13 protein-coding genes are annotated in these 14,854 nt (G+C 71.9%); 4 read left to right on the top strand and 9 right to left on the bottom strand.

Annotated elements, in window-relative coordinates; translation table 11 throughout:
* Window positions 1–60: 60 nt before the first annotated feature.
* Together argS and ACFVYA_RS24345 are read left to right on the top strand one after the other, a co-directional pair.
* On the top strand, window positions 61–1,782 hold the full coding sequence (gene argS, locus ACFVYA_RS24340; protein ID WP_387048140.1) for an arginine--tRNA ligase: 1,722 nt from the start codon (window positions 61–63) through the stop codon (window positions 1,780–1,782).
* Between the two features lie 12 nt (window positions 1,783–1,794).
* Window positions 1,795–2,181 (top strand): PPOX class F420-dependent oxidoreductase, encoded by a 387-nt coding sequence (locus ACFVYA_RS24345; RefSeq protein ID WP_285985147.1) that lies wholly within the window; start codon window positions 1,795–1,797, stop codon window positions 2,179–2,181.
* Between the two features lie 53 nt (window positions 2,182–2,234).
* Here the strand turns inward: ACFVYA_RS24345 and ACFVYA_RS24350 are convergent, their stop codons facing one another.
* Entirely contained in the window at window positions 2,235–2,834 is a 600-nt protein-coding gene (locus tag ACFVYA_RS24350) for a TetR/AcrR family transcriptional regulator (RefSeq protein ID WP_387048143.1), read from the bottom strand.
* 61 nt (window positions 2,835–2,895) lie between these two features.
* Between ACFVYA_RS24350 and ACFVYA_RS24355 the strand changes: the two genes are divergently transcribed.
* Entirely contained in the window at window positions 2,896–3,609 is a 714-nt protein-coding gene (locus tag ACFVYA_RS24355; RefSeq protein WP_387048145.1) for an SDR family oxidoreductase, read from the top strand.
* 125 nt (window positions 3,610–3,734) lie between these two features.
* Here ACFVYA_RS24355 and proB read toward each other — a convergent pair whose 3' ends face one another.
* From proB to ACFVYA_RS24380, 5 genes are all read right to left on the bottom strand, one after another.
* On the bottom strand, window positions 3,735–4,844 hold the full coding sequence (proB, locus tag ACFVYA_RS24360) for a glutamate 5-kinase (RefSeq protein ID WP_387048147.1): 1,110 nt from the start codon (window positions 4,842–4,844) through the stop codon (window positions 3,735–3,737).
* Window positions 4,841–6,298 (bottom strand): GTPase ObgE, encoded by a 1,458-nt coding sequence (gene obgE / locus ACFVYA_RS24365; RefSeq protein ID WP_285985151.1) that lies wholly within the window; start codon window positions 6,296–6,298, stop codon window positions 4,841–4,843. Before obgE ends, proB begins: the two co-directional genes overlap by 4 nt.
* 156 nt (window positions 6,299–6,454) lie before the next feature.
* Window positions 6,455–6,715, bottom strand: coding sequence for a 50S ribosomal protein L27 (rpmA, locus tag ACFVYA_RS24370; protein WP_103343431.1), 261 nt, complete (start codon window positions 6,713–6,715; stop codon window positions 6,455–6,457).
* A 39-nt stretch (window positions 6,716–6,754) separates the two neighbouring features.
* Window positions 6,755–7,069, bottom strand: a complete 315-nt coding sequence (gene rplU / locus ACFVYA_RS24375) for a 50S ribosomal protein L21 (protein WP_003067132.1) — start codon at window positions 7,067–7,069, stop codon at window positions 6,755–6,757.
* A 163-nt stretch (window positions 7,070–7,232) separates the two neighbouring features.
* Window positions 7,233–10,169 carry a translation initiation factor IF-2 N-terminal domain-containing protein gene (locus ACFVYA_RS24380; protein WP_387048149.1) on the bottom strand — a complete coding sequence of 979 codons (2,937 nt, stop codon included), beginning with the start codon at window positions 10,167–10,169 and terminating at the stop codon, window positions 7,233–7,235.
* Window positions 10,170–10,719: 550 nt separating this feature from the next.
* On the opposite strand from ACFVYA_RS24380, the gene ACFVYA_RS24385 reads away from it, so the two are divergent.
* Window positions 10,720–12,147, top strand: coding sequence for a S8 family serine peptidase (locus ACFVYA_RS24385; protein ID WP_387048150.1), 1,428 nt, complete (start codon window positions 10,720–10,722; stop codon window positions 12,145–12,147).
* 117 nt (window positions 12,148–12,264) lie between these two features.
* Here the strand turns inward: ACFVYA_RS24385 and ACFVYA_RS24390 are convergent, their stop codons facing one another.
* From ACFVYA_RS24390 to ACFVYA_RS24400, 3 genes are read right to left on the bottom strand one after another with little or no spacing between them, the layout of a single operon-like run.
* Window positions 12,265–13,086 carry an ABC transporter permease gene (locus tag ACFVYA_RS24390; RefSeq protein ID WP_387048152.1) on the bottom strand — a complete coding sequence of 274 codons (822 nt, stop codon included), beginning with the start codon at window positions 13,084–13,086 and terminating at the stop codon, window positions 12,265–12,267.
* A complete protein-coding gene (locus ACFVYA_RS24395; RefSeq protein WP_387048153.1) occupies window positions 13,087–13,890 on the bottom strand; it encodes an ABC transporter permease in 804 nt (267 codons plus the stop codon). It abuts the gene before it with no gap.
* Window positions 13,890–14,846, bottom strand: coding sequence for an ABC transporter ATP-binding protein (locus ACFVYA_RS24400; protein ID WP_387048154.1), 957 nt, complete (start codon window positions 14,844–14,846; stop codon window positions 13,890–13,892). The genes ACFVYA_RS24395 and ACFVYA_RS24400 overlap by 1 nt, the downstream gene beginning before the upstream one ends.
* Window positions 14,847–14,854 lie beyond the last annotated feature (8 nt).

Genomic DNA, 14,854 nt, shown 5'->3' on the forward strand with positions numbered 1-14,854 from the left:
TCGGCCGGTCACGCTCGCTACCCTGCGTACCTTCCTAACCCGAGCCGAAGGAGGGACACCGTGCAGACCGCCGACGTTTCCGAGGAGCTGGCGCGCCGCGTGGTGACCGCCGCCGGCCGGGCACTGGGCATCGAACTGACGCCGGAGCAGGCGCTGGTCCAGGCGTCGCCGCGCGACGGCGTCGATTACCAGGCCAACCTCGCGATGAGCCTGGGCAAGCAGCTCGGCCGACCGCCGCGCGAGGTCGCCGGGCTCATCGCCGGAGCGCTGGAGCTCGGCGGGATCGCCGATCCGCCCGCAGTCTCCGGGCCAGGCTTCCTGAACTTCGCGCTGCGCAAGGAATGGCTTGAAAACCGCACCGGCGCGCTGCTCGGCGACCCGCGGCTCGGTGTACCGAAAACGTCGGCGCCCCGGCGGATCGCGCTTGACTACAGCAGCCCGAACGTGGCCAAGGAAATGCACGTCGGGCACCTGCGGTCGTCCGTGATCGGCGATGCGCTGGGCCGCCTGCTGCGGTTCGCCGGGCACGAAGTGCTGCCGCACAACCACCTCGGCGACTGGGGCACGCCGTTCGGCATGCTCATCGAGCACCTCCTCGACGTCTCCGGCGGGCAACGCGCGATCGCCGACCTCGACGCCTTCTACCGCGAAGCGCGCCGGAAGTTCGACAGCGACGAAGCGTTCGCGACGCGGGCACGCACCCGCGTCGTCAAGCTGCAGAGCGGCGACGAAGAGACTCTCGCCGTCTGGCAGGAGCTCGTCGACGAATCGACACGCCACTTCAACGAGGTCTACGCGCTGCTCAGGATCTCCCTGACGGACACAGACATCTACGGCGAGAGCTTCTACAGCCCCTATCTCGCCACGGTCGTCGACGACCTCGAGGAAGCCGGCCTCACCGAAGTCAGCGACGGCGCCGTCTGCGTCTTCCCCGAAGGGTTCCGCAACCGCGAAGGCGACCGGTTGCCACTGATCGTCCGCAAGCGCGACGGCGGCTACGGGTACGCCGCCACGGACCTGGCGACCGTCCGGTACTGGACGGCCGAGCGCGGCGCCACCGACCTGCTCTACGTCGTCGGGACGCCGCAGGCGCAGCACTTCGCGATGCTGTTCGCCACCTGCCGTGCCGCGGGCTGGCTGACCGGGCACGCCCAGCACGTCGGCTTCGGCACGGTGCTGGGCACGGACGGCAAGGCCATGCGGACCCGGGCCGGCGACACCGTCAAGCTGGCGGATCTGCTCACCGAAGCCGTGACGCAGGCCGCCGCGGTCGTCGCCGAACGCAGCGAGCTCGACGCGGCAGGCCAGGCCGCGGTCGCCCGGGCGGTGGGCATCGGCGCGGTCAAGTACGCGGACCTGTCCGGCGATCGCGAGCGCGACTACGTCTTCGCCTGGGACCGGATGCTGGCCAAGGAGGGCAACACGTCGGTGTACCTCCAGTACGCGCACGCACGGACGCAGTCGATTCTCCGGAAGGCCGGCAGCCTGCCCGATGGCGCCGACATCCTGCTCGAGGCGCCGGCGGAACGAGCACTGGCGCTGAAGCTGCTCCGGTTCGGCGAAGCGCTGAAGGCGGCCACCAGCGGCTACACACCACACAAGCTCTGTACGTACCTGTACGAGACCGCTGTCGCCTTCTCGCGGTTCTTCGAAGAATGTCCCGTGCTGAAGGCGGCTTCGCCGTCGCTGCGCGCGTCTCGGCTGAGGTTGACTACGCTGACGTCGCACACACTCGCGGCCGGGCTTTCCCTGCTCGGCATCGAAGCGCCCGACCAGCTCTAGCGGGAGACCACTGTGGAACTGCCCGGCGATCTGCTCGCTCTGCTGCGCGAGCCCAGCCTCTGCTTCCTGTCGACGCTGATGCCCGACGGCTCGCCGCAGCTCACCCAGACCTGGGTGGACACCGACGGGACGCACATCCTCGTCAACACCGTGCTGGGGCACCAGAAGCAGCGCAACATCGCGCGTGACCCGCGGGTGGCACTCAACGTCGCCGACCGCGACCGCCCGTCGCGCTACTTCGCCATCCGCGGGCAGGTGATCGAGATGACCGAGGACGGCGCCGTCGAGCACATCGAAAAGCTGTCGCAGCGCTACCTCGGCGGCCCGTACCCCTGGTGGGGCGGCCGCGACCAGACGCGGCTGCTGCTCACGATCAAGGCGGATCGGATCACGTCGTGATCATCACCGCCGGTTGGCTCGCCGTCGCCCCAGCTCGACGCGTCGGTGGCGCGCTACCGGATTTCGGCGGTCGAAGCGCCGTGACCCGCTAACAGCGTCACCAGTTCGTCCGCCAGCCCGCCGTCGACCGGTTCGCGCGTCGCGAGGAGCCGGTACCAGAGCGTCCCGAACACGACGTCGAGCACCGTGCCGGGCCGCACGCCGGCCGGGAGTTCGCCGCGCTCGCGGGCGCGGTCGACGAGCGTGCCGAGCGCGTCGCGGCGGCGGAACAGGAAGTCCTCGCGGAAGCGTTTGCCGAACTCCGGGTCGATCTGCGCCTGGGCCATCAGCGCCCGGAGCGTGTCCGCGACCGGGGACTTCCCGCCCAGCTCGAAGGTGCTGCCCAGGAACCGGGCCAGGTCGGCGCGGAAGGAGCCCTGGTCGGGGACGGGGATCTGCAGGTCCGCCTTCGTCGCGAGCGCGTCGAGCAGGACGTCGGCCTTCGACGGCCACCAGCGGTAGATCGTCTGCTTGCCGACGCCCGAACGCGCGGCGATGCCTTCGATGGTCAGTGCGCCGTAGCCGGCCTCCGCGACCAGTTCGAGCGTCGCGGCGAGGATGGCCAGCCGGCTCTGTTCGCTGCGCTTGCGGCCGGGGCGGGACTGGTCGGTCATGGGATCCGATGGTAGCGTCGATTTCGAAACGAGACGTACCGGTTCGAAATGGGGAATAAGCATGAGCATCGCTCTCGTGGCCGGCGGTACTTCGGGCATCGGCCTGGCGACCGCGCGGCGGCTGCAGCAGCGGGGATACGACGTCCACGTCACCGGGCGCGGCAAGGAGCGCCTCGACGACGTCGCTTCGAGCGACCCGGAGCTGACCCGGCACCAGGCCGACGGCGGCGACACCACGGCGATGGCCACGCTGGCCGGGTCGCTCGGAACGGTCGACGTGCTGGTGGTGAGCCTCTCCGGCACCGAAGGCATGGGGCCGATCGAGACGCTGGACCTCGCCATGCTGCGACGGGCGTTCGACGCGAAGTTCTGGGCGCACCTGGCGACCATCCAGGCCGTCCTGCCGCACCTGGCGGCGGACGGGTCGATCACGCTGCTCAGCGCGATCACGGCCCGGGCGGCGATGGCCGGCACGGCCGGGATCGGCGCCCTGAACGCGGCGATCGAAGCACTGGTCAAGCCGCTGGCGGTCGAGCTGGCGCCGAGGCGGGTGAACGCGGTGTCGCCGGGCGTGGTCGACACGGCGTGGTGGAGCGGCTTCCCGGCAGAGATGCGGGAGGGGTTCTTCGCGCAGACGGCGGCTTCGATCCCGGCCCGCCGCGTCGCGACGGCGGACGACGTCGCGGAGGTGGTGACGCTGGCGGCGACGAACCGGAACCTGACCGGCACGGTCCTGGAAGCCGACGGTGGAGCCCGCCTGGTCTCGCTGGGTTGAGACCTCAGGCGTGCCGGAAGGGAATCTCGGGTGATCGGAAGGTCTTCACCCGTGATCGAGGGGGCATCACCCGTGATTGGCGAGTCGACACGCGTGATTGGGGGGTCGACACGGTGATGCGCGGGTCAGCGGCGGAGGGGGACGAGGTCGTCGGCGTGGACGACCTCGCGGCGTTGCTCGGCCGGGAGCTCGGGGGTTGAGCGGCCGATCAGGTCCGGGAGCTCCGTCGCGTCGAAGGCGACCACTCCGCGGGCCACCGGACGGTCCTTCGCGTCCACCAGGTCGACCACGTCGCCCGCCTGGAATTCGCCGTCCACGCCCATGATGCCCGCGGCCAGGAGGGACCGGCGGCGGCGGACCACCGCTGTCACCGCGCCGTCGTCGAGGCGGAGCTTGCCCGTGGTGTCCGCCGCGTAGCCCAGCCAGAACCGGCGGGCCGACAACCGCGTGTCCGCCGGGGCGAAGGCCGTTCCCGGGGAAGCGGAAGTCAACGCCGCCGAGGCTTCCGAAGCCGCCGCCAACAGCACCGGGATGCCCGCTCCCGCCGCGGTGCGGGCCGCCGCGAGCTTGGAGACCATGCCGCCCGTTCCCAGGCCGGAGCTGGACATGCCGACCGATATTCCGTCCACATCGGACTCGGAGAGGACCTCCGTGAGCTTGCGGGTCGCGCCGCCGCGGGGATCGCCGTCGTACAGGCCGTCCACATCGGACAGCAGGACCAGCGCGTCGGCGCCGATCAGGTGGGCGACCAGGGCCGCCAGGCGGTCGTTGTCGCCGAAGCGGATTTCCTCGGTCGCCACCGTGTCGTTCTCGTTGACGACCGGGACCGCGCCGAGCGCCAGCAGCCGCGAAAACGTCCGCTGCGCGTTGCGGTAGTGCGAACGGCGGACGACGTCGTCGGAGGTGAGCAGCACCTGCCCGACCGTCAGCGAATACCGCCCGAACGACTCCGCGTAGGCGTGCGCCAGCGCCAGCTGCCCGACGCTCGCCGCCGCCTGCTGCGTGGCGAGGTCACGGGGCCGCTTGCCCAGCGAGAGCGGGGCCAGGCCGGCCCCGATCGCGCCCGAGGACACCAGCACGATCTGCGTTTCCCGGGCGACGCGCTCGGCGATCGCGTCGACCAGCGCGTCCAGCCGGGCCACGTCGAGCCCGCTGCCCGCGCTGGTCAGCGCCGACGAGCCGACCTTGACCACCAGCCGCCGCGCGGCAGCGATGGCTTCGCGCGTGCCGCTCACTCCTCGACGTCCACGTCGTCTTCGAGCTCGTCCGAGCCTGCCCGCCGGATCCGGCGGGCTTCCTTGCGCTCGGTGGCGCCGGGCCGGTCGATGCGCTCCAGCCGGACGTCGGTGCCGCGCCCGGACAGGTGCATCGCGACGCTCGGCGTCGACGGCTCCCACTCGAACTGGACGTCGCCGACCGTGACGGGGCTGCCCGGCTTCGCGCCGAGCTTCGCCAGCTGATCCTCGACGCCGAGCCGGTTGAGCCGGTCGGCGAGGTAGCCGACGGCCTCGTCGTTGCCGAAGTCGGTCTGGCGGATCCACCGCTCCGGGCGCGCGCCGCGCACGATGAACGCGCCCTCTTCCTCCGGGTCGACCTCCACGGTGAACCCGGAGTCGTCGACGGCCAGCGGCCGCAGCACGATCTTCTCCGGCTCCAGCACCGGCTCCGCCTCGCGGTTCTGCTCGACGATCGCCGCGAGCGCGAAGGTCAGCTCCCGCAGGCCCTTCCGGGAGGCCGTCGAGACGGCGAACACCTTGAGGCCGCGGGCTTCGAAGTCGGGCCGGACGAACTCGGCGAGCTCGGCGGCCTCGGGGACGTCGATCTTGTTGAGGACGACCACGCGCGGACGTTCTTCGAGCTTCCCGCCGAGACTCGGCGTGTACTTCGCGAGCTCCGCCTCCAGAGCGTCCACATCGGACACCGGATCGCGGCCCGGCTCCAGCGTCGCGCAGTCGACGACGTGGACCAGCACCGCGCAGCGCTCGATGTGGCGGAGGAAGTCCAGGCCCAGGCCCTTGCCCTCGGACGCGCCGGGGATGAGGCCGGGCACGTCGGCCATCGTGAACACCGTGTCGCCGCCGGTGATGACGCCGAGGTTCGGCACCAGCGTGGTGAACGGGTAGTCGGCGATCTTCGGCTTGGCCGCGGACAGCACCGAGATCAGCGACGACTTGCCGGCGGACGGGAACCCCAGCAGGCCGACGTCGGCGACCGACCGCAGCTCCAGCACGAGGTTGCGCGACTCGCCGGGCTCACCCAGCAGCGCGAACCCGGGCGCCTTGCGCGCCTTCGACGAAAGCGCGGCGTTGCCGAGCCCGCCGCGGCCGCCCTGGGCGGCGACGAACGTGGTGCCGGGGCCGATCAGGTCGGCGACCATCTCGCCGTCTTCGGTGAACACGACAGTGCCGGACGGCACCTTCATCACCAGCGTCTCCCCCGCCGCGCCCGCGCGGTTGCTGCCCTGGCCCATCTTGCCGCTGCCGGCCTTGGCGTGCGGGCGGAAGTGGAAGTCGAGCAGGGTGTGCACATTCGGGTCGACGACCAGCAGGACGTCACCGCCGTTGCCGCCGTTGCCACCGTCCGGGCCGCCGAGGGGCTTGAACTTCTCGCGGTGCACCGAGGCGCAGCCGTTCCCACCGTCACCTGCGGTCAGGTGGATGACCGCGCGGTCCACGAACCGGGACGCCATATCAAGCCTCTTTCACGCAAAAACGGTGCGAGCCACGCTGGGACTGCCAGCGGCCGCACCGTGGGGGTCCGGGGGCTCGGGCCCCCGGGTCAACACATGGAACGGGCGACGTGGTCCGCGTATTCCGCGGACACACGTCGCCCCAAAGATCGCCCGTTACGCTTCGACTGGCACGACGATGTTGACCGTCTTGCGGCCGCGCTTCTCGCCGAACTGGACCGCACCGGCGGCCAGGGCGAACAGCGTGTCGTCGCCGCCACGGCCGACGTTGACGCCGGGGTGGAACTTGGTGCCGCGCTGGCGGATCAGGATCTCGCCCGCGTTGACTTCCTGGCCGCCGTAGCGCTTGACGCCGAGGCGCTGCGCGTTCGAGTCACGACCGTTGCGGGAGCTGGATGCACCCTTCTTGTGAGCCATAGCCCAGTCCTCTTTCTTACTTAAGATCCGGAGAAGTTCTTACAGAGAGATGGCGGTGACCTCGACGCGGGTCAGCTTCTGCCGGTGACCCTGACGCTTGTGGTAGCCCGTCTTGTTCTTGAACTTGTGGATCCGGATCTTCGGACCCTTGGTCTGCTCGACGACCTTGCCGGTGACCGAGACCTTCGCCAGCGCGTCGGCGTCCGTGGTGACATCGCCACCGTCGACGTACAAAACGGCGGGGAGGATGTGCTCGGTGCCCGGCTCGCCCTCGAGCTTCTCGACCTCGACGACGTCGCCGACGGCCACCTTGTACTGCTTGCCGCCGGTCTTGACGATCGCGTACGCCGACACGGAAGTCTCCTGCATTACTCGACAATGGGTGGGGGCCCGCGCGATCGGCCCACCTGATGGAACGGCGGTCCTGGACTCGCGCAGCGACCTGCTCTGGTGGCAGGCCGTACTACAGGTTACGTGGGGTGCCCCGGTGCGTTACCACCGGGGTCCCCCTAGTCGTTCACTTGCTCTGGTCGGAGGCGTGCACCGGCGGGCCCGCCGGCCGCGACGCCGCCCGGCGCGGACGGCGCCGGGTGGAGCGTCCGGCCGGTTCGGGCACGTTGACCTCGGGCTCGGCGACCGTGACCGGCTCCTCCGCCGGCTCCGGGGCCGAGGACCGCTCGACCTCGGGCTCCTCGTCCTGCGGCACCGGCACCTCGTCCGCCTCCGTGGTCACCGGGGTGCCGGCGACCTCCTGGGCGGGCTCGGCGGGCGGCTCGGCCGCCACCGGCGTCTCGTCCGCCTCCGTGGTCGCCGGGACGTCCGCGACCTCCCTGGCCGGCTCCGGGGCGGGCCCGTTGCCGTTCAGGGCGCCGTCGTGCTCCTTGGCGACCTTCGAGGCGTTGGCCATCGCCGCCACCGCCGACGCGATCGACTCGCGCTGCTCAGGCGTCGGGACGGCGTGGACCTCGGCCTTGGCGGCTTCGGCCGCCGCTTCCTTGGCGGCCTCCTCGCTCTTGCCGCGGCCCCGCGACCGGCGGGAGCTCTTCTCCCCGCCGCCGCTGTTGCCGCCGCCGCTGTTGCCGCCGTTGCCGTTCCCGCCGTGGGACTGCCCCGAGTTGGCGGCCGTGCGCTGCACCTCGGTCGAGACGAGCACGCCCCGGCCCTTGCAGTGCTCGCACGGCGTCGAGAACGCCTCCAGCAGGCCGGTGCCGATCTTCTTGCGGGTCATCTGCACCAGGCCGAGCGAGGTGACCTCGGCGACCTGGTGGCGCGTGCGGTCCCGGCCGAGGCACTCGGTGAGGCGGCGCAGCACCAGCTCGCGGTTGGACTCGAGCACCATGTCGATGAAGTCGATGACGATGATGCCGCCGATGTCCCGCAGCCGGAGCTGGCGGACGATCTCCTCCGCCGACTCCAGGTTGTTGCGGGTCACCGTCTCCTCGAGATTGCCACCCGAACCGGTGAACTTGCCGGTGTTGACGTCGATCACCGTCATCGCCTCGGTGCGGTCGATGACCAGGTAACCGCCCGACGGCAGCCAGACCTTCCGGTCCAGGGCCTTGGTGATCTGCTCGTCGATCCGGTGGTCGGCGAACGCGTCACCGGTGCCGACGTAGCGCTTGAGCCGCTCGGTCAGCTCCGGCGCGACGTGCCGGACGTAGTCGTTGATGGTCTCCCACGACCGGTTGCCCTGGATCTCCAGCTTGGTGAAGTCCTCGGTGAAGAGGTCACGCACGACCTTGACCAGCAGATCCGGCTCTTCGTAGAGCATGGTCGGCGCGCCGCCCTTCTTGCCGGAACCGGCGGCAGCCTTCTCCTTGATGACGTCCCACTGCGCCTTCAGGCGGTCGACGTCGCGGCCCAGCTCCACCTCGCCGATGCCCTCGGAAGCGGTGCGGATGATGACACCCGCGTCCTCCGGGACGATCCGCTTGAGGATGTCCTTGAGCCGGCGGCGCTCGTTCTCCGGCAGCTTGCGGGAGATGCCGGTGGCGCCGCCCGCGGGGACGTACACCAGGAAACGGCCGGGCAGCGAGATCTGGGTGGTCAGCCGGGCGCCCTTGTGCCCGACCGGGTCCTTCGTGACCTGGACCAGCACGGAGTCGCCGGTGGAGAGCGCCTGCTCGATCTTGCGGGCCTTGCCCTCCAGGCCGGCGGCGTCCCAGTCGACCTCGCCGGCGTACAGCACGGCGTTGCGGCCGCGGCCGATGTCGATGAACGCGGCCTCCATGCTCGGCAGCACGTTCTGGACGCGGCCGAGGTAGACGTTGCCGACGATCGAGCCGGAGCCCGACTGCGTCACGAAGTGCTCGACGAGGACGCCGTCCTCCAGCACCGCGATCTGGGTGGAGTCGCCGTGCTCGGCGACGACCATCGTGCGCTCGACCGACTCGCGCCGGGCCAGGAACTCGGCCTCGGACAGGATCGGGGCGCGGCGGCGGCCCGCTTCGCGGCCGTCACGGCGGCGCTGGCGCTTGGCTTCCAGCCGGGTCGACCCGCGGACGCTGCGCACCTCGTCGCGCGCCGGGCGCTCGACGGGCTCGGCCTTGGCCTGGCGGACGTGCGTGACCGTGTTCGGCGGGTCGTCGGTACCGGTGGCCTCGGCGTCTTCGCCGTCCGAGCCCTTGCGGCGACGGCGACGGCGGCGACGGCGGGTGCCGCCTTCGCCGTCATCGGCGTCACTCTCGGACTCCGAAGACGACTCAGACGACTCAGCGGCGTCCTCGGCTTCTTCGGCGTCCGCTTCGGGCTTTTCGTCGCCGTTGCGGCCCTTGCGGCGGGGCTGCTGCTCCTCGGCCTGGTCGTCCTCGTTTTCGGCGGTCTCGTCGCCGCCCTCGGCGCCCTTGCCCCGGCCACGGCCGCGACGGCCCCGGCGGCGACGGCGGCGGCTGCCGGCGTCGTCGTCTTCGTCGGCCCCGGAGTCGGCGCCCGGCGTCGTGTCTTCGGTCTCTTCCTCGGCGACCTCGGGTTCGGGCCGCGACGGCGGCTCCGCGAACGGGTCGGCCGGCTTGCGGGCCGGCTTGGCCGCGCGCTCCGCCGGCTCCGGCGGCAGGAAGACCGGCGACGGCGCGGCGAAGACCGGCAGGTGGGCGCGGGTCTTCTGGCGCGGCCGCGGCTTCTCGGCCTCGGCGACCGGCACGTCGGGCACCTGCGGGCGGGTCTCGGCGGGCTGCCGGGCCTGCTCGGGCTCCGGCTCGGCCGGCGTGTCTTCGGTCTCACCGGGCGCGAAGGCCTCGGCCACCTTGAGCGCCACGTCCCTGGTCACGCTCGACTGCGCGCTGCGCACGCTTTCGCCCAGCTCGGCGAGCTTCGCCAGGACGTCCCGGCTGTGCGACTCCAGCAGCTTGGCCAGTGCGTGCACCCGGATCCGGGGCGGCAGGTCGGCCAGCGGGCCGCCCGTGGGTGTGGCGGGATTCCCGCCGGTCTGTTCGGCGGGTGTTTCCGCGTTCGACATGTGTCTCCTCCGCCCCCGGGCGCGTCTGCCGGTTCTCACCGGCAGGGACGCGGCCGCGCAGGGGCCCCTTTCTGTTCGTTCCGCCGTGGTGGTCACCAGCGGCGGGAATCCTTGCCCGACAACCGGGCGCCGCACCACCGCTTCCGGTGGGGCGCAACCCGGCCAAAGGTCTGCTCGGCGGCGTGCTTGGCCAGGCTTTCGCGGCCCCCGGGCCGCCTGCCACGTCGTCCAGCCGCCCGGTTCGCGGGCGGCGACGCGCGTCACGCTGTTCATGCACATCACCGGGCCACAACGCCGCAGGCAGCACCTCTCACGTGCGCCCCACGGCCCAGCGGCCACCCCGAGTATCCCACACCGGGTGACCACTCCGGTGTACTCGGTACCTCCCGCAGGCACCCGGGCGCGCCGTACCGCCCCCCATCCACCCCACGGCCGGGGGAACTTCGCCGCAGCGCTTGTCCACCGGGCACCGGGTGGCTACGGTGCGGCTCGGGGTGACCGGGATCTCGCCCGCCGGCACCCGCGGTTCCTGCATCCGGTGGGAGGTCCGGTGTCCCTGCTGGCGCGGAGGCTGCGCGCGACCGTGTGCACCGTCCTGGTGCTCTCGGGATGCGTCACCGCCGGTCCGGCGGCGGCCGGCGAGTCCGGCTGCGCCCACGGCCGGGCCCTGCGCTACGTCGTCACCTTCGACCCCGGCACCACCGAGGCCGCGGCGCGGTCGGAGATCGACGGCGCCTGCGGGGCCACCACCGTCTTCTACCCCCAGATCGCCGTCGCGGTCGCCACTTCGGGCGACCCGGACTTCGGCGAGCGGATCGGGCTCGACCGGGCGTTCAGCGCGCAGGCCGAGCGGCTGGCCGCGCAGCGCGTCACCGAGGTCAAGCCGCAGCCCGCGCGGGCGGCGCTGCCCGCGACCGATCCCGCGAAGGTGCCGGCCGCGGACCTGAGCGGGCAGCAGTGGGACATGCGGATGATCGACGCGGACCGCTCCCACCGCGGTCCGGAAGGCTCCCGGGACGTCGTCGTCGGCGTGCTCGACTCCGGGATCGACCCGGACCACCCGGAGCTGAGCGAAGCCGTCGACCGCGACGACTCCGCCGGCTGCCTGACCGGGGCCCCCGACCGGTCGCCGTCGGCGTGGGTGCCGACGACGTCGGTGCACGGCACGCACGTGGCGGGGATCATCGCGGCGGCCGGCGACGGGCACGGCGTGACGGGTGTGGCGCCCGGGGTGCGGGTGGCGTCGGTGAAGGTGATCGACGACCGCGGGTACGCCGACCCGGAAGCCGCGGTGTGCGGCCTGATGTGGGCCGCCTCACGGCACATGCGGGTGACGAACAGCAGCTTCTTCGTCAACCCGTGGTCGCTGTCGTGCATCCGCGGCCACGACCGCGGCGTGGTGCACGAGGTGCTGGCCCGCGCGGTCGAGTACAGCACGTCGGCGGGGACGTTGAACGTGGCGGCGGCGACCAACGAGGCGGTGGACCTGACGCCGTCGGCGCGTTCGGGGGCGCGCGGGGCGAGCAGCGGGTGCGAAGCCCTGCCGGCCGGGCTGCGGGACGTCGTCGCGGTGTCGGCCGTCGGCGCGGACCGGGTGAAGGCGGGGTACAGCTCCTACGGCCTGGGCGTGATCGACGTCACCGCGCCGGGCGGGGAGACGGGCGACTGCGTGCTGTCCGCGGTGCCGGGTGGGTACGCGCCGCTGTGCGGGACGTCGATGGCGGCGCCGCACGTCACCGGGGTGCTCGCGCTGCTGGCGTCCGCCGCGCCGGAGGCCCGGCCGCGGCAGCTGCGCCGGACGCTGGAGGCGCAGGCGCTGCCGATGCCGTGCCCGGCCGACTACGACCTGACCGGGGACGGGCTCCAGGACGCCTACTGCGCCGGGTACGAGGGGTACAACGGGTTCTACGGGCACGGGATGGTTCAGGTTCCGGCGCCCGCCGCGGTGCCGGGCGGGCAACCGGACCAGGCCCGCTGACCCGCGGCGGGCCGGGCGTGAAGCCGGATCTCGCGTGATCGGAGGCCGATCTCGCGTGATTGGGGCCGGATCTCGCGTGATTGGGGGCGGATCTCGCGTGATTGGGCGGGCATCTCCTCAGGTCAGGAGCAGCTTCGCGATCCGGCGCGTCGACGCCCACAGGCCCAGCGCGCCCAGGAGCAGCAGGTACGCCAGGTTGATCAGCATGCCGCCCGACAGCAGGCCGGTCGCCAGGCCACGCATCAGCTCGATCGCGTGGTAGAGCGGGAGGCAGCGGACCACCCACTGCAGCGGCTCCGGGTACACCGACAGCGGGTAGAACGTCGTCGCGAAGAGGAACATGGGGGTCAGGATCAGCTGGATGTAGTCGAACTGGGCCGTCGAACGCAGGAACGTCACCAGGGCCATCCCGATCGCCGAGAACGTCAGGCCCACCAGCAGCGCCGCCGGGACCATCAGCAGGGCCCACCACGACGTCAGCAGTCCCATCGCCGCCGCGATCGCGAGGAACGCCACCGCGTAGATGCCGCCGCGGGTCATCGCCCAGCCGATCTCGCCCAGTGCCACGTCCAGCGGGCCGATCGGGGTCGCCAGCATCGCGTCGTACAGCTTCGCGTAGCGCAGCTTGAAGAACAGGTTGTACGTCGACTCGAAGACGGCGCCGTTCATCGCCGACATCGCCAGCAGGGCCGGCGCCACGAACGCGACGTAGCTCATCGGGCGCCCGTCCGGGCCCGCCACCTCGGTGACCAGCTTGCCGAACCCCAGCTGGAACGCCAGCAGGTAGAGGAACGGCTCGATCGCGCCGGAGACGAACAGCAGCCAGCTCGCGCGGGACACCATGATCGAGCGTTCGACGAGCATGCGGGCCCGGCCGGCGTACAGCCCGGGCGGGAGGATGCGCAGCAGCAGCCCGGCGCGGGCCTCGACGGTCGTCATTCAGACCACCAGCCTCCGGTAGAAGGCCCGGTGCGCGAGCACCCACCCGGCCGCGAACAACGCCGCCAGCACGGCGAGGTGACCGAGCATCGCCCAGCCACCGACGCCGCCGATGCTCACGCCGCGGGCCAGCTGCGTGCCGTGCCACAACGGGGAGAACCAGGCCAGCCAGCGGACCGCGGCCGGCAACTGGGCGATCGGGAAGAACGTGCCGGAGAACAACGTCATCGGCATCACGACGAACCGGAAGATCAGCCCGAACCGCTGGCCCTCGTCGAAGGTCCGCGCGGCCAGCGCGGCCATCGGCGCGGTGCAGGCGAGCCCGGTGGCGGTGCCGGCCAGGATCACCAGCAGCACGCCCGGCCCGGTCCAGGCGCCGAAGAACAGCGCGACGAACGCGTAGATCGCGCCCGCCAGCGTCAGCCGCAGGGCCGACCAGATCAGGTGCCCGCCGAACACCTGGCCCGGCGACACCGGGGTGGCGGTGACCGCCAGGTACTCCTTCTGCCACTTGAACCCCGAGAGCACGGGGTAGCTCGACTCGCCGAAGGATTGCTGCGCGGCCCCGGCGGCCAGCAGCGCGGGGGCGATGTACTGGAGGTAGGACAGGCCGCCGGTGACCGCGCCGGGCCGCACCTGCGAGCCGAAGCCGAGCCCCATCGCGGCGAGGAACAGCACCGGTTGCAGCCCGGTCGAGTACAAAGTGGACACCCAGTGGCGGCGGTACCAGGTCCAGCGCCCCTCGACCTGCAGCCAGGCGCCCTGCCACTTGCCGACCACGCGGCCGGTCGAGATCGTCGCCATCAGTCCACCAGGGTCCGGCCCGTGAGCCGGAGGAAGACGTCCTCCAGCGAACTGCGGCGCACCAGGCTCGACAGCGGCCGCACCCCGCGGGAATGCGCGTGCTCCAGCGTGTCCTCGCCGTCGCCGCTGTAGAGCAGGACCCGGTCCGGCAGGATCTCCACCCGCTCCGCCAGCCCGTCGACCTGCCGGGCCGCCGCGACCTGCTCCCCCGGCGCGAACCGGAGCTCGACGACCTCGCGCGTGGAGTACCGCCTGATCAGCTCGGCCGGTGAGCCCTCGGCCGCGACGCGGCCGTGGTCCATCACCACCAGCCTGTCGCACAGCTGCTCGGCTTCATCCATGTAGTGCGTCGTGACGATCAGCGTCGTGCCCTGCGCCTTGAGCCGGAACAGCCGGTCCCACAGCAGGTGCCTGGCCTGGGGGTCGAGGCCCGTCGTCGGCTCGTCGAGCAGCAGCAGCTCCGGGTCGTTGACCAGCGAGCGGGCGATCGTCAGCCGCCGCTTCATGCCGCCCGACAGCGGGTCGACCTTGTCGCCGGCCCGGTCGCCGAGCTGGGCGAACTCCAGCAGCTCGTCGGCCTTGCTCCGCGCGGCCGCACGCGAAAGGCCGAAGTAGCGGCTGTAGACCAGCAGGTTCTCCCGGACCGTCAGCTCCACGTCCAGGTTGTCCTGCTGCGGCACCACGCCGAGGCGCGCGCGGATCCGCGGCCCGGCGACCTCCGGGTCGAGCCCCAGCACGCGGAGATCACCGTCGGTGCGGGGCGACACGCACGCGATCATCCGCATGGTCGACGACTTGCCGGCGCCGTTCGGGCCGAGGAAGCCGAACGCCTCGCCGCGCCGCACCTCGACGTCGATCCCGCGCACGGCTTCGAACTCGCCGAAGCGCTTCACCAGTGCCTTGGCCTGCACCAGTGCCGGTTCCCGGTCCTCCGATTCGTCCACGCTTCGCACCATAGGACGCC

It is taken from the genome of Amycolatopsis sp. NPDC058278 (assembly GCF_042881395.1).
Classification (GTDB): domain Bacteria; phylum Actinomycetota; class Actinomycetes; order Mycobacteriales; family Pseudonocardiaceae; genus Amycolatopsis.

Excerpts from the sequence above, each read along its gene's own strand:
- rpmA (WP_103343431.1), bottom strand. The coding sequence starts at position 6,715 with ATGGCTCACAAGAAGGGTGCATCCAGCTCCCGCAACGGTCGTGACTCG.
- ACFVYA_RS24390 (WP_387048152.1), bottom strand. The coding sequence starts at position 13,086 with ATGACGACCGTCGAGGCCCGCGCCGGGCTGCTGCTGCGCATCCTCCCG.
- obgE (WP_285985151.1), bottom strand. The coding sequence starts at position 6,298 with ATGGCGTCCCGGTTCGTGGACCGCGCGGTCATCCACCTGACCGCAGGT.
- ACFVYA_RS24355 (WP_387048145.1), top strand. The coding sequence starts at position 2,896 with ATGAGCATCGCTCTCGTGGCCGGCGGTACTTCGGGCATCGGCCTGGCG.
- ACFVYA_RS24400 (WP_387048154.1), bottom strand. The coding sequence starts at position 14,846 with ATGGTGCGAAGCGTGGACGAATCGGAGGACCGGGAACCGGCACTGGTG.
- ACFVYA_RS24395 (WP_387048153.1), bottom strand. The coding sequence starts at position 13,890 with ATGGCGACGATCTCGACCGGCCGCGTGGTCGGCAAGTGGCAGGGCGCC.
- ACFVYA_RS24350 (WP_387048143.1), bottom strand. The coding sequence starts at position 2,834 with ATGACCGACCAGTCCCGCCCCGGCCGCAAGCGCAGCGAACAGAGCCGG.
- ACFVYA_RS24380 (WP_387048149.1), bottom strand. The coding sequence starts at position 10,169 with ATGTCGAACGCGGAAACACCCGCCGAACAGACCGGCGGGAATCCCGCC.